We start from the raw sequence: 23,308 nt of genomic DNA, 5'->3' as shown, positions 1-23,308 counted from the left end.
CAACCCGCCGGAGTAACTCACAGCGGCATCCTACAATTCAGTCGCATCGCGATGAGCGATGAATAGCGCGCTCCAGTCAGGCGCACTACGAATCCTTTGGAAGGACACTGCAAATGCGTACCCACTTACTCGCCGCAGCCATTCTCGCGGCTGCATCCCTCAACAACGCGACGCAGGCCATTGCCGCCGAACACGTCGAGGTTGGCAGACTTGATTGCGACGTTTCGGTAGGGATCGGCGCGATCGTCGGCTCGCAGCAGGAAATCAAGTGCGTGTTCGCCCCTTCGGCTCCAGGGCCGTCGGATTCCTATGTCGGTAAGATCACTCAGTTCGGCCTCGACATCGGGGAAATCAAGGCAGCGAAGCTGGCTTGGCTTGTCTTCGCGCCAGCTAAACGCGGCGACAACGCCTTGGCGGGTTCCTACGCTGGCGTCAGTGCCGACGCGGCTATCGGGATTGGCCTAGGCGCCAAGGTCCTTGTCGGTGGGGAAGGAGGCACGATTTCGCTGCAGCCCATCGCACTCCAGGGGGACGAGGGTTTCAACATCGCCGCGGGCGTCACTTCCGTCTCGCTTCATTCAGCCCAGTAATTCGAAACCAGACTTCGTCGACGTCGCAGCGCTGGCACTTGGCTATATGCCGAGGGCTAGCGCTCCACCCGGCGTCGGCGCCGGACGGTTCCTGATCCAGGATATCGAAGGATAAAGGATGACCACCATTAGGAACACAGCGGCCTTCGACGAGGCCTTGAGGCGCACCAAGCTCGCGCGGCTCCGCAATTTGGGAGTTGCTGCGGCGATCGGGCTGATCGTTATGACGGGCCTGGCCGCACTGAAGCTGTCTCCGGCCCTATAGGCCGACGGGCATTTTACGAATGCGCTGCTCTCGCAACGATCGAACGCGTTTATGCAAACGTATCGGAGGCCCGGTCTTCAGCCCGTTCTGCTTGGGCCAGTCCTTTGGGCTTGCCGTAGCGGCCGATGTTGGCGTCGCCCCAGTTCTTCAACGCAGAGAGGATTGGTTCCATGCTGCGACCAAGAGGCGAAAGGCTGTACTCCACCTTGGGCGGCACCTGCGCGTAGACCTTGCGTTCGATAAGGCCGTCTTCCTCCAGTTCCCGAAGCTGGTTCGTGAGCATGCGCGGCGTCACATTCTCGACCTGACGCCGGATCTCATTGAACCGCAACGTCCCGTCGAGAAGATGAAAGAGGATCACCGACTTCCACTTCCCATCGATGAGCCCAATGGCGGCTTCCACCGAACATCCAGGACTGCAGTCGAAGCGAGAGTAGCGGACCTTACCCATAACAGTACCCTTTTTGATACTACGTGCAAATTTTGTGCGTATTGCGCCTTCGCAAGCATAAGACCAAATCAACCACATATCAATCAGCAACGGAGTAAGCACAATGAAAGCTATCGGATACAAGCAAGCAGGTTCTCTCGACCGGGAAGACGCGCTGGTAGACATCGAACTACCGCGCCCGTCGGTGTCTGGACGGGATATCCTAGTCGAGGTCGAGGCAATCTCGGTCAATCCTGTCGATACCAAAATTCGGAAGGGCGTATCCTCCGAGAATGGTCAATGGAAGATCCTCGGCTGGGATGCGGTAGGCAAGGTGGTTGAAACAGGCCCTGACGCCAAGGGATTCAATGTCGGCGATGAAGTGTTCTATGCCGGATCGCTCATCCGACCGGGTGCTAACAGCCAGTTCCATCTCGTCGACGAGCGGATTGTCGGAAAGAAGCCTTCGACCTTGTCGAACGCCGAAGCGGCAGCGCTGCCGCTGACCGCGATCACCGCATGGGAAATGCTGTTCGACCGTCTCGACATCCGCAAGCCGGTCGCCGGCGCAGCGAATGCGGTCTTGATCATCGGTGGCGCCGGTGGCGTTGGATCGATCGCCATTCAGTTGGCGCGTGCGCTTACCGACGTGACGGTGATCGCCACCGCGTCCCGACCCGAAACGCAGGCATGGGTGAAGGAACTCGGCGCCCACTTCGTTGTCGATCACAGCAAGCCGCTCGCCGGCCAGATCGCGGCACTCGGCATCGGCGCTCCAGCCTTCGTGTTTTCGACGACCGAAACGGACAAGCACCTCAAGGATGTGGTGGAACTCATCGCCCCGCAGGGTCGGTTCGGTCTTATCGATGACCCCGAGAAGCTTGACGTCCTCCCCTTCAAGCGGAAGGCAGTTTCCACCCATTGGGAACTGATGTTTACGCGTTCTCTCTATCAGACCGCCGACATGAATGAGCAGGGGAAACTGCTGAATGAAGTAGCGCGCCTGATCGACACGGGGAAAATCCGTACGACGATCACCGAGACGCTGACTCCGATCAACGCGGCGAACCTGAAGAAGGCGCATGCGACGCTGGAAAGCGGGAAGGCTCGAGGCAAAATCGTTCTCGAGCGCTTCTGAGCGCCTTAGACACCATGAACCCGGTCAATCAGACCGGGTTCATGACCTTGCTACTCTCTGGTGATCGAGAAGCTATTGAGCCGTTCATCCAGCGAAGGCAACAATGTCCATTCCACCGTTATAGTCGGTGATGAAAGCAACTCCGTCGCTCCTGACATATACGTCAGCAGTCTGGATGACGGGCATTCCACCGGGTCTCGGATCGACAACGCGATTGGGTGCTCCTGGCACGAACACGCCAATTTGCTTCGGCGCAAATGGGTCCGAAATATCAAACGCCCGCAGGCCCGCGTTTTGAAACGTTGCGAAAATTATCGTTTCGGAAACGAAACTTCCTGGACGGTTTTCATGCAGATTATGCGGCCCGAAGTGGCGACCCTTCTTTCCGTAGTCTCGTTCTGAAGGCGTCGGCAGCGTTGATATGCTGATCGGGTTCGACGGATCGCGGATATCGAACAACCAGATGTGTTTCAAGCCGTCCGCCAGATCGTCCGCGGTGGCCTCATCGGCAACCACGACAAGATCTCGACCGGGCAGCGGTAATGCCGTGTGAGTTCCTCCGCCGAAGGGCGGGGACCAGTTCCGGCGAGCGATCAAAGTTGGTTCGTTGCGGTCGCTAACGTCGAGAAGCGTGAGGCCGCCATCTCGCCAGGAAGCATAGGCGGTATCGCCCGAGACGATCGCATGGTGGAGGGCGTATCGCCACTTGGCAGCGTCCCAGTTGGGAGACTCGCCTTCGCCCTCGTTCATGCCCGGAAGCCAGTACCGCCCGGCCCATTTTGGTTTGGTCGGATCAGCGAGATCGATGATCATCAAGATATAGTCAGTGAACCCGGTTGGTAGGACCGAGGCGTATGCGAACCTGCCTCCCGTGTACCATAATCGATGGACGCCCACGCCAGGAATGGAGAGGAACGAAATCTGCCTGGGATCTGCGGGGTTGCTCACGTCGTAGATCGCGACGCCCGCACTCCAGTTCGCTTCACCCTTGATGCGTGAGCCGACGGAACCGCGATAATAGTTTTGTTCTGCATCGAACTCCTTCCATAGATCCTTGGCGTGGATCACAAGCAGCAGCTCGTCGGCCGCCTGCAGGTGAATGTTCCAGGTGTTGGCCGGAGCGGGCAAGAACTTCAGCGTCTTCGGATTTCGAAGGTCGCTAACATCAATCACCGAAAAGCCAGAACTGAACAGATGACCGACGAAAACGTGGTCCCGCCAGTACTGAAGTTGCATGGCGTCAGGTCGGTTTCCCTGATCCGAGTGAGAGATCTGCGTGAAGCGGTCAGACAGTTCGGGTCGGGTAAGGTCCATGGACATTGTCGCCCCTCCTATCACAGCCCGAGGGCGTAAGTCGCCACTTCGTGGTCCTGCTCAGGACTGGCACCACCAGCTCCGAGCCCGCCGACAACCACTCCGGCACTATCCCGAATGGGGATTCCGCCGGCAACGAAGGCGAGGGGAACGCTCGCAGACGTTTGGATTGTAGCGAGCGGGCCTTTGTCAGCCACAGCATTCCCAAGTTCTTTGGTTGTCGCGCCAAAATAGACGGCCGTTCGTGCCTTCGCCAACGATGTGTCAATCGATGCGATGGCCGCCCCATCCATCCGGGTTGCAAGTACTAGATTGCCTGCGCCGTCGACAACTGTGAGAGTGTGAGGAACGCCAATCTCCGCAATTTTCTCCATTGCTCTCTTGGTGATTGATTGAGCTGTTTCGAGGGGGAAAATGACGGGAGATATCTGCAAAAGTTTCGACATGAAAAACGCCTTTCGTTTCAACTCCAGGTATTTTGAAGGAAATCGCGCGCCGGTCTTGTAAGTATCAGCTTCGCGAACAAGAAGCGCGGCTGGAAAGGGAACATGTGGGGTGGTCGATGAGCATCGTCAGGACGACTTAGACAGACGTTCCCGTCGAATGGCTCGGGGTTCAGATTGTCGCTTGCGGCAAATGTGTTTGATCGCTGTTCCTACGCCCACCGTGGGCCGCGATCGTACAATAAAGTCTTCCTGATCATCCCTTTAATCGTCGCGTCAGATGGATCGACGCCCCCTCAATCGACCGCTGACCCGCGAAGGTGATCCGCCATCCCTTCGACCACGAGGCGGCACATGCCGGACTCGCGAGCGACCCTCGAATTCTTTCGCAAATCGAGGGTCGCTCCCCTCACGCCGCTGCCATCAAGGAGTTGATGCTGGCAAGTTCATCATGAATACTGCACCGCCACCTTCGTGGCTGTATGCGGTCAGAGTGCCTCCGTGGGCCTCAACGATCGTCTTGCAGATCGCGAGCCCCATCCCCATGCCTTCTGCCTTTGTCGTGAAGAAGGGATCGAAGAGCTTGGCCAGATCCTGGGAGGCGATTCCTGTGCCATGGTCGCGCACGCTGATTGAAATGAAATCTTCTTCAACGTCTTCTACAGAAATGGTGATCTCGCGGGCTGCGGGTTCGGTGGATGCCATTGCATGCAGACCGTTCGTGATAAGGTTCGCGAGAACCTGTTGGATCTCGATACGGTCGGCGAGCACGAGCCTGGAGGAACGCTCGGCGTCGACCGTCAGCCGAGCGGACGCAGCAAGAAGCTCCCGCTCCAGGAGATTGGCCACATCGGAAATCACTTCCTTCAAATCGGTGATTTCAGGCTCTCTCTTCTGACCTTTCAACTGCTCCCTCGTGCGCTGGATGATCTGGCTTGCTCGAAGGGAGTGCTGCACTACGCGCTCGGCTGCCGTGGACGCCGCCGTCATGTCCGGCGGGGTCGCCTGAAGCCAACGAATACAGGCCTGGGCAAACATCACCACGGCTCCTATGGGTTGGTTGACCTCGTGAGCAATGGACGCGGAGATCGCACCAATTGCTGCAGCCCGGCCAGCACGTGCAAGTTCCCCCTGAGCTGTCTGCAACGCCTCTTTTGCCTTCTCGCGTTCGGTCACATCGATCATCGCGCAGGCAACACGGTCGAATGCTTGTCGATCGTATGGAAACGCAAGGATGAAGAGAACGATGACCTCTTTTCCGTCAGCTCTTAGGAGCCTAGCTTCTCTTTCAAACCGCTCCTGACCCGTCTTCGTGGCCAATACCAGGTACGGGAGAAGATCGCTGCCAGGTGGAAGAAATTGGGCGATCGGCGCAAGGACCCGGTCTCGCGTGGTAGATCCGAGCAGCTCGATTGTTGCATCGTTGACGTCGGCAAAACGGATCATTCGTGCGCAATCGGCATAGAAGGACTTGTGCCTGACTGCGTAGTCCGACAGGTCGACGACGCCTTGATCCATCAGCTCATCCAGGTACTCGCGAAGCTCGGCTAGGTCCAACTCGCAAAGCGAAACGTGGTTTTGTTCGAATATAGCCCGGTATCGCCGTTCGCTCCGCTCGAGCGCGCTGACAGCACGCCGTCGCGCGCTGGCGTCGAAGCCGATGAGGCTAAGGCCAGCGGTTATCGCTAGGTAGAAACCTACTGCGACCAGCCCACTCCGATTCGCAAGTGCCTGCGCCATGATCGGCGAAAATGCTCCGCCAATGATCCCGCCAACATTGAACGCCAGCGAGGTGCCGGAATATCGGACACGAGGCGGGAACAGGCTCGGCAACCACGCTCCTAGCGGTCCGTTTACGAAACCCATCACGAAAAGCGAAAAGCTCAGGTAAATGAATATGAGCAACATCGAGCCGCTGCCGAGCATGGGAGCCAGAATGATGCTTGATATGATGGTGCCGATGCACCCGATGATCAGAATACGTTCCGGGTCCACTCTGTCCGCAAGCCAACAGGCGGTAACGATTGAAATCGCCATGAACACGATCGCTCCAAGTTCAAGGACGAGAAAGTCGGCACGACCGAGACCGAGCGCGGATGTGCCGTAACCTAGAGCAAAAGCAGTGACGACGTAGTAGAGGGAAAAGCAGGCCACCACGCCTAGGGATCCAATGGCCACTTGCGTGAAGTGTTGCCTGGCTACTTCGACAAGCGGTACGCGCGCAGGCTTCGCTTCGGCGATCGCTGCTGCAAACTCGGGCGTCTCGACCAGGTTGAAGCGCACCCAGAGTCCCATTGCCACCAGAGGCGCGCTTGCTAAGAACGGAACCCGCCAACCCCAGTCCGAGAATTGCTCCGGGTTGAGAGAGACGGTCAGGACAAGGAAGAGCCCGTTCGCCAACAGGAAGCCGATCGGGGCGCCTAGAGGTGCGAACATTGCAAACCGAGCCTTCCAGCCAGGCGGTGCGTTTTCCAGGGCAAGGAGAACGGCGCCGGTCCATTCTCCGCCTAACGCCAATCCCTGACCAAATCGAAGCATGCACAGGAGGACGGGAGCTAGCCAGCCGGCAAGGGCGTAGGTTGGCAACATTCCGATCGAGGCGGTTGACGCTCCCATCAACAAGAGGGACGCCACGAGAGTCGCTTTGCGGCCGATACGATCTCCGAAGTGCCCGAACACCGCCCCTCCCATTGGGCGCGCAAGGAACGCGATGCCGAAACTGGCGTAGGCGCCAAGCAATTCAGCAGACGGCACGGATGCGGGAAAGAATAGGGGTCCGAAAATAAGACTCGCGGCAGTGGCATAGATATAGAAGTCGTAGAACTCGACTGACGTTCCGATCAGACTCGATATGAGAATCCGCTTGGTCATCTGGCCGCCAAAGGCCTCTCTGGAGGTCACCATGCCTGGGGGAAACGTTGGCGAGGTCGCGGGTACAGCCACTTATAAGACTCCAAGGTGTGTGTGCATGCGCCCACTTGGCTGCAGCGAAGCAAGGGCGCATCGTTCAATCAGGCTAGATAGCTCGAATTCGCCAGGGCAATTTGTACGATCCAGCACCCGCGTGCCCGTCATTCCTTGGCAACCGAGGCCGAGAGGGGATAGATCGTCATGACGCGCCCGTTGCTTGAGGGAGCGGACGAGGGTGAAGTCAGCGAATGGCAGAACGCAAAGCAGAAAAGCCCCTGGTGGTGGTGGTCGAAGACGACGAAGGCATGCGCGAAAGCGTTGCCGAGATACTGCGTTCAGTTGGGATCGAGACGTTAGGCTTCGGCTCGACTGCCGACCTGCTGGCAGCGCCACTCCCGGATCGTCCAGGCTGCCTCATACTGGACGTGAGGCTTCCTGGCCTCGGCGGGTTGGAGCTGCAGTCGAAGCTTATCGCGCTGGGCAACAAGCTACCGATCATATTCATGACCGGATTCGGCGACGTGCCCATGACGGTTCGCGCCATGAAAGCTGGTGCGCTGGACTTCCTGACGAAGCCGTTTCGTGACCAGGAGATTCTGGACGCCGTTTCCGTCGCCATAGATCGGGACCTCTCCAGACGGTCGGCCGCGTCAGCGACCGCCGAAGTGGAAGAACTCGCTAGCACCCTGACGCCGCGCGAGTATGAAGTCATGGAATCTGTCGTCGCCGGTCGCATGAACAAGCAGATCGCCTACCAGCTCGGCGTCTCGGAAATCACCGTGAAGGTCCACCGCGGCCGCGTCATGCAAAAGATGCGGGTAGCATCGGTTGCGGATCTCGTGCGGAAGGTCGAGCTTCTCAAGCAAAGCGCTTAGACCGCGGTAGGCATCGAACGGCGGGCCATCCATCTCTTCGCCGGCGCCATGGTCGTGGATCGAAACGTCATGGCAAGATACAAAGGTATAATTACAACTAGCAGCCAGTGCGCGTACTTGAGAATGTGCGTCTTGGCGGGTCGAATACGAAAATCGCCAGACGAGGAAGGATTAGACCGTGCCTGGCGGAAAAAAATCGGTGGCGATCGTCGATGACGATGAAGTCGTGCTCGAGGCGACCTCCGCCTTCTTGGAGTCGATGGGTTATGAAGCCATCTCTTTCAACTCGGGGAGGGCGTTTCTCGATTCGGACAAGATCGATGCAGTCTCCCTGCTGCTCACCGATGTGAATATGTCGGAGATGTCCGGTCTTGAGCTTCAGGATCTGGCCCGGCTGCGACGCCCTACCATCGAGATTGTTATGATGACAGGCCTTGAGGACGAAAGGATACGTCGAAAGGCATTAGCGGGCGGAGCCAAGGATTTCTTGCACAAACCGGTCCTGGCGATCGACCTTATCCGCTGTCTCGAGGGTGTGTAGCTTAACCCCTTCTCATATTGGATCACCTGGCGCGAACGTCCGCTTTCGGGATTGCTGCTAGATGGCCATCTCGCTTGATGGCATCCTGCTACCGTCGGGATAAGAAGAAAAGCCCGCAACCTGGCAGTTGGCGGGCTTCTGTTAGCGTGGTGCCTTGTGCCGGCCGAGTCAGTGGAGTGTCTGGCTGGCTGGAGTGTTTGCCGATTTCCGGTGCGGTCGACGCCAGCGGTTGGGCGATATTCCAAACGTCTTCCGGAAGACTTTACAGAAGTGAGCCTGATCGGTCATCCCGCACTCAAGGGCGATCTGACTTAGGGACGTGTTCGTGTGAAGCATCAGGTCCTTGGCTAGGAGCATGCGACGTTCGAGGATGTATCCATAGGGTGCCTGGTTGAAGGTGACACGAAACGCACGGGAGAAGTGGCTGACGCTGAGGTGGACGAGATCCGCGAGTTGCTCGAGCCGGATAGTCGAGCAAAGATTCGCTTCGATATATGCGAGAATTTTTTTCCGCTGCCACGGTACCAGGCTGCCTCGATTCGGTCCGCCGCTCGCGCCGCTGGGGCAATATGCAGGGATGACGCCGCCTACCGTTTCGGTGGCGGGAAGTTCGTCCGAAAATGGATTGATGATCAGGACCGCAAGATCTGAATGATGGATCGGCGCAATGGAGGAGGGGTTGTTCATTTCGGAACCTCTTTGGCTGTCAAGAATGATCCGAAAGTGCAAAATGCGGTCAGGTTTGACGATTGAACTGTGGTTTTCGCGAAGTTAAACCAAAGGATAATGAGGCCAGGGCAATCGCTAAGACGAGCGATCGGTCAAGCGGTGGAGTAGGCGCTCGATGACCACGGACGTCCTCAGCTAAACGGCCGGAACATACAAGAAGGGCGGCCAATCCCCCTTTAATTTCGACTTCATCGTGACGGCGGCGGGAATTCGCAGCCGAGCAGCGACAAAGGAGTCGACATGAACCGCGACAATTCACTTGAACTTTCGCGCAGGCAGGCACTGCTTGCCGGAGCATCGTTGTCGCTTGCACTGGCCAGCCCGGTCTTCGCAGCGACGAAAACAACCTCCAATTCCAACAAAGGATCATTTCCTATGACCGAATCCTTCATCAAGACAAAAGACGGCGTCGACATCTTCTTCAAAGACTGGGGCCCGAAGGATGCACAACCGATCGTATTCCATCACGGCTGGCCGCTTTCGTCGGACGACTGGGATGCTCAGATGCTGTTCTTCGTACAGCACGGCTACCGTGTTGTTGCACATGACCGTCGTGGTCACGGACGCTCTCAGCAGGTAAGCGAGGGCCACGACATGGACCACTACGCCGCGGATGCTGCAGCGGTGGCCGAGCACCTCAATCTGCGGAATTCCGTGCACATCGGGCACTCGACCGGCGGCGGCGAGGTCGCACGCTATGTGGCCAAGTACGGCCAGCCTCAGGGCCGTGTTGCCAAGGCTGTTCTTGTCAGCGCCGTACCTCCGCTGATGGTCAAGACGGCTTCCAATCCGGGAGGCACTCCGATCGAGGTTTTCGACGGTTTCCGATCGGCACTTGCTGCGAACCGCGCCCAGTTCTTCCTGGACGTCGCTTCCGGCCCCTTCTACGGCTTCGACCGCGAAGGCGCCAAGGTATATCCTGGCACGATCCAAAACTGGTGGCGTCAGGGTATGATCGGTGGCGCTAAGGCACACTACGACGGCATCAAGGCCTTCTCGGAAACCGACCAGACAGAGGACTTGAGGAAGATCACCGTCCCGACGCTGGTCATGCATGGCGACGATGATCAGGTGGTTCCGATCGACGACTCCGGCCGTTTGTCAGTGAAGCTTCTGAAGAACGGAACACTGAAGGTCTATGAAGGCTATCCGCACGGTATGCTCACGACCCATGCCGACGTTATCAATCCCGATCTTCTCGCGTTCGTGAAGGCCTAAGATTTATGCTCCTTCTGATGCAGGTTCGCGTCAGGGGGAGCATACAGCAGCAGTTGCTTTCCGGGGGAACGCATCAGGCGTCGAGGACCCGCGTTAGGGCAGCGAGCTCCGTGGCTGGCGGATTCTCATTGAATTTGGAAAGGACGGCGTCTACCCGCGCCCTGGAAACTGCACGGGCGGACGGAATTTCCATTTCCAGAAGAGTAAGCGCACATCGCAGTTCCCAGAGGACTGCCTTCTGCTCTGACGCAAGCCTGAGGCCTCGTTCGATCCACTCACGTCCGTCCAGGCCTGATCGAGCGTGCAGCAGTCCCCTAAGACGGTAGAGCTCGGCCCTGCACCAGCCTGCGTCACCGGCAAGCGACAGTTCGATCAATTTGGCGGGCGCAAGCTCACCGGCCACGACGACGGTGTTTTCCAGGCGAGGTCCGTGTGCGCCTCTGATAAGGTCTTCGGTCACCGGCGAGCCGCTTAGATCCCCCTGCCGACGAAAGCCAAACAGCTCGTAACCGTCCGCCCATTCGGCCCACCGAAAGAGCGAATTCGTTTCGGCCAGGTGGCGGAGCCGATCGAGCGAGCCGCGTGCGTCGTCTACGAGTCCCATTCCGTGAAACATCGGGACCGCTCCAACGGACAGAACAAGACAGGAAGATATCGGGTGATCAATGTGGGCAGCCTCATCCAGCAGATTCCGCAAAATTACCAAGGCCGTGCCAGCGCTGCCGGTGATCCATGCCGTCTTTGCCATGACCATCAACGCGAGAAGACGCTGCCCGAAGCTGGCGCCGCTCGTCGTGGTACCCTTCTTGCGACTGCCGTTGGTATCCAGAGCTTCGCGGGCGAACCTCATCGCGTCGTCATGGTTGCCCTTGTAGTGGGCGTTGTGAGCCGCGATGCGGACCGTCGTCGGCCGGGCGGGCGGACCAATTTCCGCGTCAACCTTCCAGGCGAGCTCGTCCGCGGCCTGATATCGCCCCTGGACGGTCAAGATCGCGCAGATGCCACTATATGCGCGCAGGGCCTTTAGCGGGTCGCCGAGATGCTCGGCGGCTTTGGCAGCCAGTCCAAACTGGCGCACTGCTTCTTCATCGCCATTGACGCTATGCAAGTTGTAGGCGATGGCGCCGTATGCGGATCGTAGCTGAGTCTCGGCGGCTGGATTGCTTTCCTGCCTCTCAAGCATTGCGATCGCCTCCTGCACCACAAGAAACTGCTCGCCCATCAGACCGAGCTGCGTCCAAACCAGGCCAGAGTGAGCAGCAAGGTCTATGAAGACGCCATCCTGTCCGGTCGTGGACGCCCAACGCAAGGCCGAGCGCAGGTCGTCGATGATATCCCCGTGGACGAACATCCATTCGGCCGTCGAACGTTGATCCCAATCCGTTTCGGCCGCAGTCAACCGCTCGCGGACGTAGCGGGCGTGAGCTGCACGGGCACTCGGAGCCTTTGAGTCTTCCTGAAGTTTCGATGTTGCATACTCTCGCGTGGTCTCAAGCAATCTGAGCCTGCCACCAGCGTCGCGCTGGGAGAGAAGAGATTTCGAGAGCAGGCCGGTTAACGCGTCATCGAACGCATCCTCGGACAGTAAATCCCCGGCTACCGCGGCTGCGCCTTCATAAGTAAATGCGCGCGCGAACACGGAGAGAACCATCAGCAGTTCCTTCTCGTCCTCGGACAGGCAGTTATAACTCCAGTCTAGTGTCGAGCGCAAAGTCTGTTGGCGAGGCGGCGCCGTTCTTCTTCCTCTGCGAAGCACCGAAAGCGGACTGTCGAGCGAATTCAGCAAAGGCACGATCCCAAGATCTACGATGCGCGCCGCTGCGAGTTCGATTGCCAGCGGAATCCCGTCCAGCTTGCGAACGATTTCGGCGATCGGCTTCAGGCCAGGAAGTTCCTTGACCCACTCGTCTCCCATCGACAGCGATGCACGATCAAGAAACAGCTCGATGGCCGGAAATTGTGCGACGTCCAAGTCCGCCCCGTCGTCGGCGGGCATGGCAAGCGGGCCAAGCCGCTTCACGACCTCTGCGGTAATACGAAGCGGTTCGCGGCTCGTGGCAATGATCCTGCTGGACGGGCAATGAGCGGCAACTTCTTCGATGACCTGCGCGGCTTCCTCGATGAGGTGTTCGCAGTTGTCGAAGAAAATGAGAAGTCGCCGATCGCCGATCGCACGGATTATGCCTCGCGTCGGATCTTCACCGAAGGACGTCAAACCTAGGTTGGAAGCCAACGAAACGGCAACTCGGCCGGACCCCGACAGCGCGCCAAGATCGACGAAGATAACCTCGGCGAAATCGGGTGCTAACCGTTCGACAAGCCTCGCGGCAACCGTCGTCTTTCCTATTCCGCCCGGTCCGACGATCGTCAGGACGGAGCCCGATGACTCTAACTGGCAACTTTCGATGAAGGCATCTCGCCCCACGATCCTCACATTAAGTGCCGGAAGCGAACTCACGCCGTTCATCGGAGGCAAGGTGCTTTGATTGCAACGCTCGACCTTCGCTTCAAAAATGTATCCCTTTGAAGGGACAAATCTGATGAAGGGGTAGGCAGAGCCGAGACCCAGGGCTTTGCGAAGGTTCGCGAGATGCACCCTGAGAGCGCCCTCCGCCACCACTGTGTCGGGCCACACTCCCCGGATAAGGTCATCTTTGCTTATCGGCAGGTTAGCGTTCGAGACCAGGGCGGTTAGAAGATCAAATGCGCGCGAACCGAGACGAATGGGCTCGCCGTTCTTCTTGAACTTGCGATGTCGAGCATCCAGTTCGAATTCCGCAAATCGGAGAACCGTCACCTTCGATGTCTCCTTCATTTGTTGATCCGCGAAGGCTCCGGAGAAGGATCCCGTGGGAGCCTTGTCCGTCTAGCTCCGACCGGTGCCCCTAGCAAGTCTGGCTCGCCATCGAAACTCATAGGTTCGTGAAGGGCTCTTCGCGCGCGTGCGAAAGCTTTGTTCATTCGTCGGGAGCCACAAAGATGCACTCGTAGCCGCGGTCCACCTCCTCGCCTATTCGGCAGCAGTAGGGGGATGCGAAATGCACAGGAAACAGGGTGGCGTTCGTTCCGCTGCAGTCCGCGAAGAGACGGCGCCTGGTCTCGGCAGCCTGTCCAGGGTCCCTGCAGGCGTTGCTGCTCCAGTCAGGATATAGAACCTGTATCGGATGGTGCATCAGGTCCCCAACGAAGATTAGATCGCCTGTGGGGTCGGCGATCCGGAGAAGGACGTGACCCGGCGTGTGGCCGGGAGCCGGCTCGATCCAGATCCCCCCCGTCAGCTCCGACGGCGGATCGACCAGCAGCAGCTTGTCGGCGTCGATCAAAGGTTTGATCGAATCCTCGAATATCCTCCGATTGTCCTCGATCTCCAGCTCGGCCTTGGATAACAGATCGAACTCGGCCCTGGAAACGAGGTATCGGGCGTTCGGAAAGGTGGGAACCCGTTTGCCGGCTTCGAAATGTGTGTTCCAACCGACATGATCGACATGCAGATGCGTACAGACCACGTAGTCGACGTCCTCCGGTTTGATGCCGGTAGCGAGCAGGTTCTTGAGGAACGGACTGTCTAGCATGGAGAAGAACGGCGTGTGAGGGCGTTCCTTACCGTGCCCAGAGCAGGTGTCGATCAGTATGGTTGTACCGTGTACGCGAACTAGCCAGCCGTGGACCGAGCCTAACAGACGTCCATGCTCAGGGGCGTAGTGCCCCGGCACGAGCCATTCCAGGTGTTTCCCCGCCTCTTCGTCCGACCAGGCCGGGAGGTGCTCCTGTGGAGGAAAGCCGAGTCCTTCGTATTCGCCGATGCGGAAAACCTCCGCTTGTCCGATCTTCATTCTTCTTCCCTCCTGGTCTTGATAGGCGTTTGATGGCAGCCAGCGCGGCCAGCGCGTTTCTGAAAACGCAGACACCGCGGCTTGAAACGGCCGCGGTGCTCTATTCAATCTCACTTGCTTGGACTTGCCGAATAACTAGATGGGGTGCGTCCGGGCTTGTCCCTCATTCGAAGCGGAAGTCCGACAGGTCCACGGAAACGATCAGAGGCTCCGAGAGGGGAGTATTGTCAGGCTTGCGAGGATAGATCCGCATCTTGGACGGCAATGTGATGCCTTCGACCTTTACCGGATCGGTGAGATAGCGCGCTGCAGCATTCTTCCCCTGAATATCCACCTCGTAGTCGTGTCGAACGAGGATCCCCTCGGCGTTGAAATAGAAGGTCTGGACCGTGCTGTGCGTCGCGATGGAATTGGGGAAAGTCACCCGCAGCCGACGCCAGGTCTCTCCGTGCTCATTCCACGTCTCGATTTCCTCGGAGACGACGCCCGGCTGCTTCAGGATGAATGGCGACGTCAGATAGGTCCACATCGTGTAGCCCGAGAAGTATGCGACCTGGGGATTGCTCCATGGCGTTTCCATCTCGTAGCCCTCGAAGGACTTTCGTGGCTGAAGGAGCTCTTCCACAACATCGCCGGAAGGCGTTTCGATCGTCACGCGCTCCGGCGTGAAGGCAGACTTGTTCTGCGTCGGTGCGAAAGGCCAGTGGGAAACCCATTCACGCTTCAGATCCACCTTGACGTGGCAGTCCACGAGGACCGTGGCTTTGCCCTTGAGGCCCCAAAGGACGCCGCCTTGATGCAGTTTAGCCGTCAGGAAAGAGAATTTGGAGAAGCGATCCATCCCACCATGAGCTTCGATCGCGGTTTCAACTAGATTGGTCACGACTACTTCCTTTCAATTGATGAACTAAAGGCCAGAAGGCCGGCTTCCGCGACCGCGATGTCCTGGTCGACCGTCCCACCGCTCACGCCGACGGCGCCAACGATATGGCCGTCGATCTCAAGGGGCAGGCCGCCGCCCAGGATCACGTACTTCCCCTCGGCGACGCTGTTGATCGAGTAGAGAGCCTCGCCAGGCTGGATCATCGGGACGAATGTGGCCGATGGAGCGTGAAAGGAGCGGGCGGTCTGAGCCTTGCCGACGGCGACGTCGAACGCGCCCGGCCACGCCCCATCCATTCGGGCCATCGACACGAGTTCGCCCCCTCGGTCGAGCACGACGATCGTCGATTTCACTCCGATCGCGGTGGCTTTTTTCTCCGCGGCGGTAAGCAGGGCGCTGGCGCCGCCAAGGGTGATTTGTGGTGCGTACATTGATTTTCGACCTTGCGAAGAGGGAGGGCGGCACGGGCCGCCCTCGCTGAGCCTTAACGGAGCGTGATGTCCGAAAGGTCGATAGACACGACGAGGGGCTCGGACAGCGACGTGCCATCGGGCTGGCGGGGGAAGATGCGGCGCTCGGTGGGGAACTTGATGCCCGAGACGGTGGCGTAGCCGGAGATGTAGTGGGCTCCAGGGGTGTTGCCTGCGATCTCGACGTCGTAGTCGTGCCGCTTCAACAGGCCTTCGTTGTCGACGTAAAGGGTCTGGACCGTGCTGTGGGTCGCGATCTCCTTGGGGAAGGTCACCTTCAAACGATGCCAGGTTTCGTCCTTTTCGGTCCAGTCGTCGAGCTGCTCGGTCACGACGCCGGGATGAGCCAGCAGGAACGGCATGTTGAGATAGGTCCACATCGCGATGCCGGCGAAGTAGGCAAGCTGCGGCTCCGACCACGGAGTTTCGAGTGTATGTCCGGCGAAGGACGCGCGAGGGTTCTCAAGCACTTCGACGATCTCGCCGCCGGCATCCTTGATCTCGACTCTCTCGGGACGGAACGAGGTCACTTTGCCTTCCGGGCCAAACGGATGATGGGACGCCCATTCATCACCTAGCCCTACCGTCACGTTTGTGTCGTCGAGCTTCCCGCCGTGACCTTTAAGGTGCCACAGGGCGCCTCCCTGCTTGAGGTGCGCTGTGAGACTTGAAAACTTCTTCCATGCGTCCAGGCCGCCATGGGCATTGAGGATTTTTTGAGCAAGCGTATTCATTGGCAATTTCCTATTGCGAAGGATGTTAGACGCTCAGGCGTCGAGGAAGGTTTTAACGTGCGCGACGAACGTCTCGGGGTACTGAAACAGTGCGCCGTGTCCCGAGTCAGGATAGATGATCAGCGTCGCGTCGCTCATGTGCTTGAACATCTCGTAGGCGTTGATTGAAGGGAACATCGTGTCGTCGCTGCCGTGGACGATCAGCGTCGGCTGCTTGATGGCTCGCAGAGACGCATGATCATCGTCGTTCGCAGCGCACCAGCCGATGATCGACGCAGCCTGAGGATTGCTGACATCTTCTCCGCTGTCGGGATCGCGGTCCTGAGTGCGCGCGGTTGCTCGGTCGACAAATGCGGACCCCGCGGCCTGGCTTGCTTCGGACGGAGTGAAGAAAAGCGGCAGACGCACGTCCCGCGCGTTCTTGCCGAATGCTTCCTCGACGACTTGAAGAAGGTGTTCCTCGCCTCCCTTCGGCGCAGAGCCGGCTACGATAAGCTTGCGGACCTTGATCACTGAACGAGGCGCGATGACCTGCGCAAGGAAGCCGCCAAGCGAGAAGCCAAGCAAATCGACTTCCTTCAAACCCAGCGCGGCGATGAAGGCTTCTGCATCGAAGGACATCTGCTCGACGTTGTCGGGGACCTTCCCGCCGGAGGTGCCGACGCCGGCGTTGTTGAAAACGATCACCGGTCGGTCGGCTGCGAGCGCGTTCACGACCTGCGGATCCCACGCGTCCATCGTGCCGGTAAAATGCTGCAGGAGTACGAGAGGCGTGCCGGCCTCTGGACCGAGCTTGCGGTACGCGAATTTGACGCCGCCGACGTCGACAAATTGAGTTGGAGCGGTTTCGAGCTTGGCACCCATGTTAGTTCCTTTCGAAAGGTGTTGTAGGCTGCACGTCAACCTTTCGATCGCACAGTGCAGAGCTGGGCAGCGGGACGCGAGTTAAGTGCTGCTAAGTCTTGTTAAGGGGAGCCGGCGCTTCGTTATTGGCCAATACTGCTTAAGACTCGGGCGAAATGTTTGCGCCGCGGCAGGTGGGAGGAAGGCGAAGGAACATCAGACGGGGCTGCTAACGCGTTCTCGCCCTTGTGTTTTTGCCCAATGGGCCCCGATCGTCGGCTACGCGCGCGCAGACGCAGTTGGGGGAACGCGGGGCGCCCCGGTATTTGTCATTCATAGCCGCCGCCGCAATCAAGGAGGAATAAAACTGCTTGCGAGCTGACGCGGACTGCAGAGATTCCTTGGCCGCCAGGCACCGAAAGTGTCGGCAGTTGATCCGCCGTTGGGCGACTCCGCGCCTGCGGCAGGCGGATGCGATCGCGGCGTCGAAGGCGGAATAGGCAAAAGGATGATAGCACGCGAGGGCTGCGTGCATCGTCCGAGTCCTTCAACGCGGACTTCTTCTTCGCGTAGTCGAGCTTCTCCGACACGACCGGCACACCGAAACGGGCCGCTAGTTGCCGTCACGAGAGGCGACCGGCTGAAATCTCTGCCCGGCGCGCCGTCGTAGAGTTGCGATCGCTAGGACGGGCCGGGCCCATCCATCTGACGCCGGTGATGAATTTCACCCCATTCCGCGAGAGTCTTGAGAACCTGTCCCAGCGAAGCACCATGTTCCGTCAACGTGTATTCCACCCGCGGCGGGACTTCGGGATACACGGCGCGACTGACGACGCCATCCATCTCAAGCTCGCGAAGCTGAGAGGTAAGCATGTGCTGGCTCACTCCGGGAATGGATCGGCGAAGCTCCCCAAATCTGACGCGTCCTTTCATCAATCTCCAAAGAATGGCGATCTTCCACTTACCGGTCAAAACCTGAAGTGTTGCGTTGATCCCAGAGGGCGCGCTCGCAAGGTTGCTACGAGAAGGGCAGCTTTCGCCGTTAGTCAGCTTTTCCATAGTAAGCAATGAAAATCATCCTTCTTGATTGGTTCTTCAAACCCGAACCATATGCGAACCACGCGTCGCGCATGGAAAGCTCTATGCTCCTCTTCGGGTTTCAGATTGAAGGATGCTGCCACAAATGGAAATCGGGATTGATCGCTTCGTTTTTGCTAACTTTCCATCGAATGAGGGAATGACTCCCGTCGAGGGGCTGCTAGAGGAGATCGAACTGGCGGATAGCCTAGGGATCCACGTCTACGGTATTGGGGAGCACCATTCCGATGAGTTTCTCGACTCCGCGCCAGCCGTTCTTCTCTCGGCCGCTGCGGCGAGAACAAGGCGCATTCGCCTTACCAGTGCCATTTCCGTTTTAAGCGCCTCGGATCCAGTGCGTCTATTCGAGGACTTCGCGACCGTCGATCTCGTTTCGCGCGGTCGGGCGGAAATCGTAGTCGGTCGAGGCGCCTATGCGGAAGCTTTTTCCTTGTTCGGTCTCGACCTCCGCGAATATGACAGCCTATTCGAGTCAAAGCTCGACCTCCTGCTTCGCCTTCGTCGAGGTGGACCAATCCAGTGGTCCGGCAGACATCGACCTTCGCTCGACGGCCAGCGTGTCACCCCAAAGCCGGAGCAGGAGCTGCTTCCGATTTGGGTCGGGGCAACAGGTTCTCCGGAGTCCTTCGCCCGAGCCGGCGCTCTTGGACTTCCGCTGGCATTTGGCATCATCGGCGGGAATTTCGCGTCGTTCCGACCGCTGATCGACTTGTATCGAGACGCCGGCCGTCGCGCCGGCCATGCCCAGAACGACCTCAAGGTTGCCGTTCACGCAATTGGCTACCTTGCTGACGAGAAGCCTGCTGCGGAGGAGGAATTCTTTCCAGCTTATAAGGCGGTCTTCGGCCCGATCGCTAGGAAAATGGGTCGCCCAGAGCCCTCACGACAGTTTTTCAGTCAGGCGACAGGGCCGGACGCCGCTCTTGTTGTCGGTGACCCTGACGAGGTGTTGCGCAAGTTCAGACACATCAACGAGGTACTCGGCGGGGTGTCGAGGATCTGTCTGCAGATGAGCGTAGGTCCCCTTGCACGCCCGCTGAGATTGAAATCTATCGAGCTGCTCGCTAGCATATCGCCCCGTCTCGCCGATGATGAGACCCTAATGTTTGAAGGCTGAAGCCGCACGAAATGAGCGGGAGTCCTTCGGTCAGAAGACCTCGTGGAGGCGGTCCGCCTTCAACAAAATCCTGGCGTTCTCGACGTCCGAGGTGACATAACTCGCGTCAATCTTGGCAAGTGCCGACGAGAGCGCCGGACGCGAGGTCTCGGGATCCAATCTGAAGGCGGAAATCGCGCATCTTAGCTCCCAGAACGTCGCGCCCATGGCTCGAGCCAGGGCAATGCCTTCCATAAAGGCGGCCCAGGAGGCTTCCGGGCTTGCAGGGAGGAGGCGCTCGCCCTTCAGCCGCAGGAGTTCAGGCCGGCACCAACCGACCTCACCGGAGAGAGCTTGCTCCAATATCTCAAGCGAGGCGAGCGGCCCGGCGAGCATCGCCGAGTACTCGAGGCGGGCACCGCGCGCTTCAGCCAGCTCTGCGGAGACATCTTCTTCAGAGGGCTGTTCCATCAGGATTTTCCTGTAGACGCGGACCCAATGCTCCCATCGGCGCAAGTTATGAGCCTTGACGATACCGCTGACCCTCTCGACGTATTCGATCGCTCGGTCTCTGTCGCCGGCGAGATAGTATATGGGCCCCGCCCCGGTCATAAGTAGCAGGAGCGTAGAGATAGCGTAGTCGAGCTCCTGCGCGTCAGCAACGAGCTTGTCGATACGAGCGAATGCTTCAGACGTGCGACCCTGCAGAAATTCGGTGAATCCCAGCACCGTGGACGCGATCATCGTCAATTCATAGCCAACCCCAGTATTTTGGGTTGTCCGCAGGAAACCTCTTGCGTGCTCGAGCGACTTTTGCGCCTCTGTGGTAGCCTTGCACAGATCGCCGCGAAAGAAATAGGCGTTGTCCAGCATTCGGCTGAACGTCGCTTCGGGCAGGTCAGGGAGGTCCGCGCGAGCTTCAAGGGCCTTCGCTATCGCGAGCGAGTAATGTCCATTCGAAGTCCAGATTGAAGTGGCCCCCGTCAGGGCCTGCATATAGCGGGGAATGTCGCCCAGGGATCGCGCGATCTCCTTCGCGCGGACAAACTCTTCCGCGGCCTCCTCGTCTGCAACGAACGCTTTCGTATGATAGAGGACGCCCCCCTTGGCAATGCGAAGTTGGATCTCGACCTCACCGTTGGCATGTGATGTCTGAGGAAGCGATGCAATCGCCCAGTCGATAAGTTCCGCATGCTCGGCCATCAGACCAAGCTGGACCCAGAGGACATGTGACTTGGCGATCAAGCCAAGCGCGTAGTCCCAATGTTCGGTCGAACTCATGGACCATCTGATGGCCGACCGAACGTCGTTGACCAAGGTCGAATACCGCTGCAGCCATTGACGTGTCGAGAGGCCCTTCCAATCTTCCGTACCGGAAGCGACCCGCTCTTCGCAGTACAGGGCGTGTGTTATCCGCTGCGCAGTCAAACGACCGGCTTCCGATAATTTTTCGAGAGCATACCGCCGCGTCGTCTCGAGAAGCCGGTAGGTGCCGTCGCCGCCCACGACCGTTAGAAAAGACTTTAAAAACAATCCATCAAAGTCCTCGTGGAACTCATCTTGATTGGATGGAGAGGAGCGGAGCGCCTGGGCGGACGACGCCGTAAAAGGACCGGCAAATACTGCGATGTCCTGCAGCAGCCGTTTCTCTTGTTCCGTAAGGCTGGCGTAGCTCCAGTCCAGCGTCGCTCTCAGGGTCTGCTGCCTTGGCGGCGCCGTGCGACGGCCCTTCCGCAGAACGGCGAGCGGATTGTCGAGCGATTCAGCGAGGTGAGAGAGACCAAGAGTCGCTGCGCGAGAGGCCGCCAGTTCGATGGCCAGCGGGATACCATCGAGCTGCCGAACGATGGAAGCCATCATCGACAGGTTCTCGGGCTGATCTAGGTCCTCGATATCAGAAGCCTGAGTGACGCGCTCGAGGAAAAGCTGTGCTGCCGAATAAAGTAGAACGTCGGCTGCGGGCACGTTTTCAGGTGGGACGGTGAGTGACGGTAGCTGTCGAATGTTCTCTCGGGCGACGCGCAAGGGCTCGCGGCTGGTGGCTAGAATGGACGCGGAGGGCGTCAAAGACACGATCTGCTCGACGGCCGATGCGACTGCGTCGATCAGATGCTCGCAATTATCGAAGATCAAAAGAAAGTCGTGAGCGCTCAGAGCGGCGATGACCGCGCTGTCGATTCTTGCCGAATAGTTCGTGATGCCAAGGAGCGCGGCCACCGCGGGCATCACCTGATCGCCCTGGTTCAGCGAAGCGAGGTCGACGAAGAGCACTCTTCGACCTTGTTTCAGAAAGTCTCCGACAGCAAGCGCGACCGAGGTCTTGCCTATCCCGCCTGTCCCAGAGATCGTAACGATCCTGTTGGTGGTCAGCGCCTGCGTAGTGGCGTCGATGAATTCCTGACGACCAATTAGTCGATTAGCTAGCTTCGGAATGTTCGACGTTGCGGCCGGCGGGGCATGCAGTTGTGTTTCGGACCGGCTGGGGTCCCGATCTCGGGAAGCCTCGATTTCGACGGGAACTACGAACACGTAGCCGCGCCCAGGGACGTTTTCGATGTGCCGTTCGCCGCCGACGTCGCCGAGGAGCTTTCTTAGACTGGCGATATGAACGCGCAGGGCGCCATCATCTACCGTGGTGTCGGGCCACACCGCGTCAATCAGATCTTGTTTCCCAACGATTTCACCGGCGCGAGAGACCAGAACCGCCAGAATATCGAACGCCTTTCCACCCAGGTGCAACGCGTTGCCAGACGCCAAGAGACGCCGCCTGGGTATGTCCAGCTCGAAGTTTCCAAAACGCAGTCCGCTCATTCGCCCTATCACACTCTCGACGGAGCCAGCCGACGCTCTGAGCCTTGCTGAATGCCGACCGGCAGCCTTTTAGACCATGTCGATCTCATCAAGCTTCCCGAGGCCGTTATAAGGCGTCCAGGGAAAGGGGGCAACGTCTCCGGGGCGGCGGGTGACGACCCTCAGGCGTTGTACCCACCATCGACGTTCAGAACGCTGCCCGTGATGAACGACGCGTCAGGGCTGGCCAGAAACAGGATCGCGCTGGCGACTTCGTCAGGGTGCCCGAGGCGTTTAAGCGCATTCGATTCCCGCTCGGCTTCGAGAATTTCGGGAGGTGTGAAGCCTTGTTCGGATTCGATAGCTCCGATCTGTACCACGTTGATAGTAATGCCGCGTGGTCCGACGTCGTGGGCTGCACCTCGACAAAACGCAGCGAGCGCTGCTCTAGTCGCGGCGAAATCAGCCAACCCCGGCGTCCCTACGCGGTCAGCCAGACTTGCGCCCAAGGCCACGATGCGCCCTCCGGCATTCATCACCCGGACCGACGCACGAATCAAAGCGACTGTGGACCGGATGTTGACCTTGAGCTGATGCTCGACCGCTTCCTCATCGAGATCTTCGTCGTCGATCTGCCACTGGACGCGATGCTCGCAGTTAGCGACGACGATGTCGATCCGGCCAAAGTCAGCCAACACGGTCCGAGTGAGGCGCAGGTAGTCGGCAGGGTCCGAGGCGGCGGGATAAACTGAGACCCGAACGCCAAAATGCTTGACGGCGTCGAGCAAGAAATCCTCCCGATCTGCGGATGTCACAGTCAAAGCAAGATCGGCGCCGCTACTAGCTAGTGCTCGTGCCGTGGCCACACCGACGCCCCTGTCGGCGCTGGTGAGCAACGCGACGCGAGGCGCAAGGGGGCGGGGGTGATGCCCTGTCCGCTCGTTCAAAATGGTCTCCGTGGATACTGCAATGCGCAATCTGCTCTCGAGCTTTCAATAACCATCAAAGATAAGCGTCATCTCCGCTCCGGAATTGTACGATCGCGCTTTCGCGGCGTCTGATCGCAGCCGATAGCGCGGGGCGGTCGGCTGACTTCGACATAAGGGAA

At 58.8% G+C, this 23,308-nt stretch carries 21 protein-coding genes and 1 pseudogene; 7 read left to right on the top strand and 15 right to left on the bottom strand.

Annotated features, from left to right (window positions below; genetic code table 11):
* Positions 1 to 113 precede the first annotated feature (113 nt).
* Positions 114 to 590 (top strand): DUF992 domain-containing protein, encoded by a 477-nt coding sequence (locus tag PH558_RS25570; protein WP_285207307.1) that lies wholly within the window; start codon positions 114 to 116, stop codon positions 588 to 590.
* 118 nt (positions 591 to 708) lie between these two features.
* The gene (locus PH558_RS25565) at positions 709 to 855 is read left to right on the top strand and encodes a hypothetical protein (RefSeq protein WP_285207306.1); all 147 of its coding nucleotides are present in this window, start codon (positions 709 to 711) and stop codon (positions 853 to 855) included.
* 49 nt (positions 856 to 904) lie between these two features.
* Here PH558_RS25565 and PH558_RS25560 read toward each other — a convergent pair whose 3' ends face one another.
* The gene (locus tag PH558_RS25560) at positions 905 to 1,306 is read right to left on the bottom strand and encodes a winged helix-turn-helix transcriptional regulator (RefSeq protein ID WP_285207305.1); all 402 of its coding nucleotides are present in this window, start codon (positions 1,304 to 1,306) and stop codon (positions 905 to 907) included.
* A 103-nt stretch (positions 1,307 to 1,409) separates the two neighbouring features.
* Between PH558_RS25560 and PH558_RS25555 the strand changes: the two genes are divergently transcribed.
* On the top strand, positions 1,410 to 2,423 hold the full coding sequence (locus PH558_RS25555; protein ID WP_285207303.1) for a zinc-binding alcohol dehydrogenase family protein: 1,014 nt from the start codon (positions 1,410 to 1,412) through the stop codon (positions 2,421 to 2,423).
* Positions 2,424 to 2,507: 84 nt separating this feature from the next.
* Here the strand turns inward: PH558_RS25555 and PH558_RS25550 are convergent, their stop codons facing one another.
* The 3 genes from PH558_RS25550 to PH558_RS25540 form a co-directional block, all read right to left on the bottom strand.
* A complete protein-coding gene (locus PH558_RS25550) occupies positions 2,508 to 3,743 on the bottom strand; it encodes an LVIVD repeat-containing protein (RefSeq protein WP_285207301.1) in 1,236 nt (411 codons plus the stop codon).
* 14 nt (positions 3,744 to 3,757) lie between these two features.
* On the bottom strand, positions 3,758 to 4,183 hold the full coding sequence (locus PH558_RS25545; RefSeq protein WP_285207300.1) for a GlcG/HbpS family heme-binding protein: 426 nt from the start codon (positions 4,181 to 4,183) through the stop codon (positions 3,758 to 3,760).
* 420 nt (positions 4,184 to 4,603) lie between these two features.
* The gene (locus PH558_RS25540; RefSeq protein WP_285207299.1) at positions 4,604 to 7,051 is read right to left on the bottom strand and encodes an MFS transporter; all 2,448 of its coding nucleotides are present in this window, start codon (positions 7,049 to 7,051) and stop codon (positions 4,604 to 4,606) included.
* Positions 7,052 to 7,338: 287 nt separating this feature from the next.
* Here PH558_RS25540 and PH558_RS25535 point away from each other — a divergent pair, with 287 nt between their 5' ends.
* On the top strand, positions 7,339 to 7,965 hold the full coding sequence (locus tag PH558_RS25535; RefSeq protein WP_285207296.1) for a response regulator transcription factor: 627 nt from the start codon (positions 7,339 to 7,341) through the stop codon (positions 7,963 to 7,965).
* 199 nt (positions 7,966 to 8,164) lie between these two features.
* Positions 8,165 to 8,506: a response regulator transcription factor gene (locus PH558_RS25530; protein ID WP_285207294.1), complete on the top strand. Its 342-nt coding sequence runs from the start codon at positions 8,165 to 8,167 to the stop codon at positions 8,504 to 8,506.
* Positions 8,507 to 8,674: 168 nt separating this feature from the next.
* On the opposite strand, the gene PH558_RS25525 is transcribed toward PH558_RS25530, so the two are convergent.
* Positions 8,675 to 9,193, bottom strand: coding sequence for a helix-turn-helix transcriptional regulator (locus PH558_RS25525; RefSeq protein ID WP_285207293.1), 519 nt, complete (start codon positions 9,191 to 9,193; stop codon positions 8,675 to 8,677).
* 282 nt (positions 9,194 to 9,475) lie between these two features.
* Here PH558_RS25525 and PH558_RS25520 point away from each other — a divergent pair, with 282 nt between their 5' ends.
* Entirely contained in the window at positions 9,476 to 10,453 is a 978-nt protein-coding gene (locus tag PH558_RS25520) for an alpha/beta fold hydrolase (protein ID WP_285207292.1), read from the top strand.
* Positions 10,454 to 10,526: 73 nt separating this feature from the next.
* Here PH558_RS25520 and PH558_RS25515 read toward each other — a convergent pair whose 3' ends face one another.
* The 8 genes and pseudogenes from PH558_RS25515 to PH558_RS25480 form a co-directional block, all read right to left on the bottom strand.
* The gene (locus PH558_RS25515) at positions 10,527 to 12,449 is read right to left on the bottom strand and encodes an ATP-binding protein (RefSeq protein WP_285207289.1); all 1,923 of its coding nucleotides are present in this window, start codon (positions 12,447 to 12,449) and stop codon (positions 10,527 to 10,529) included.
* A gap of 108 nt (positions 12,450 to 12,557) precedes the next feature.
* Positions 12,558 to 13,268, bottom strand: a pseudogene (locus tag PH558_RS34295) (winged helix-turn-helix domain-containing protein); the annotation flags it as partial.
* 142 nt (positions 13,269 to 13,410) lie between these two features.
* Entirely contained in the window at positions 13,411 to 14,286 is an 876-nt protein-coding gene (locus PH558_RS25505; protein ID WP_285207284.1) for an MBL fold metallo-hydrolase, read from the bottom strand.
* A 163-nt stretch (positions 14,287 to 14,449) separates the two neighbouring features.
* Entirely contained in the window at positions 14,450 to 15,169 is a 720-nt protein-coding gene (locus PH558_RS25500; RefSeq protein ID WP_285207283.1) for a hypothetical protein, read from the bottom strand.
* 2 nt (positions 15,170 to 15,171) lie between these two features.
* Positions 15,172 to 15,600, bottom strand: a complete 429-nt coding sequence (locus PH558_RS25495) for a GlcG/HbpS family heme-binding protein (protein WP_285207282.1) — start codon at positions 15,598 to 15,600, stop codon at positions 15,172 to 15,174.
* Between the two features lie 53 nt (positions 15,601 to 15,653).
* Positions 15,654 to 16,373 carry a hypothetical protein gene (locus tag PH558_RS25490; RefSeq protein WP_285207281.1) on the bottom strand — a complete coding sequence of 240 codons (720 nt, stop codon included), beginning with the start codon at positions 16,371 to 16,373 and terminating at the stop codon, positions 15,654 to 15,656.
* A gap of 33 nt (positions 16,374 to 16,406) precedes the next feature.
* Positions 16,407 to 17,237: an alpha/beta fold hydrolase gene (locus PH558_RS25485; protein ID WP_285207280.1), complete on the bottom strand. Its 831-nt coding sequence runs from the start codon at positions 17,235 to 17,237 to the stop codon at positions 16,407 to 16,409.
* A 660-nt stretch (positions 17,238 to 17,897) separates the two neighbouring features.
* Positions 17,898 to 18,275, bottom strand: coding sequence for a winged helix-turn-helix transcriptional regulator (locus tag PH558_RS25480; RefSeq protein ID WP_285207362.1), 378 nt, complete (start codon positions 18,273 to 18,275; stop codon positions 17,898 to 17,900).
* Between the two features lie 124 nt (positions 18,276 to 18,399).
* On the opposite strand from PH558_RS25480, the gene PH558_RS25475 reads away from it, so the two are divergent.
* Positions 18,400 to 19,431 (top strand): LLM class flavin-dependent oxidoreductase, encoded by a 1,032-nt coding sequence (locus PH558_RS25475; RefSeq protein ID WP_483314186.1) that lies wholly within the window; start codon positions 18,400 to 18,402, stop codon positions 19,429 to 19,431.
* Between the two features lie 30 nt (positions 19,432 to 19,461).
* On the opposite strand, the gene PH558_RS25470 is transcribed toward PH558_RS25475, so the two are convergent.
* Positions 19,462 to 22,221 carry an ATP-binding protein gene (locus PH558_RS25470; RefSeq protein ID WP_285207277.1) on the bottom strand — a complete coding sequence of 920 codons (2,760 nt, stop codon included), beginning with the start codon at positions 22,219 to 22,221 and terminating at the stop codon, positions 19,462 to 19,464.
* Between the two features lie 161 nt (positions 22,222 to 22,382).
* Positions 22,383 to 23,066, bottom strand: a complete 684-nt coding sequence (locus tag PH558_RS25465) for an SDR family NAD(P)-dependent oxidoreductase (protein ID WP_483314189.1) — start codon at positions 23,064 to 23,066, stop codon at positions 22,383 to 22,385.
* Positions 23,067 to 23,308 lie beyond the last annotated feature (242 nt).

This window comes from Rhizobium pantanalense, from assembly GCF_030182525.1.
Classification (GTDB): Bacteria; Pseudomonadota; Alphaproteobacteria; order Rhizobiales; family Rhizobiaceae; genus Rhizobium.
Note: the sequence above shows the minus strand (reverse complement) of the source record. Positions and strands in the feature narration are given on the sequence as shown.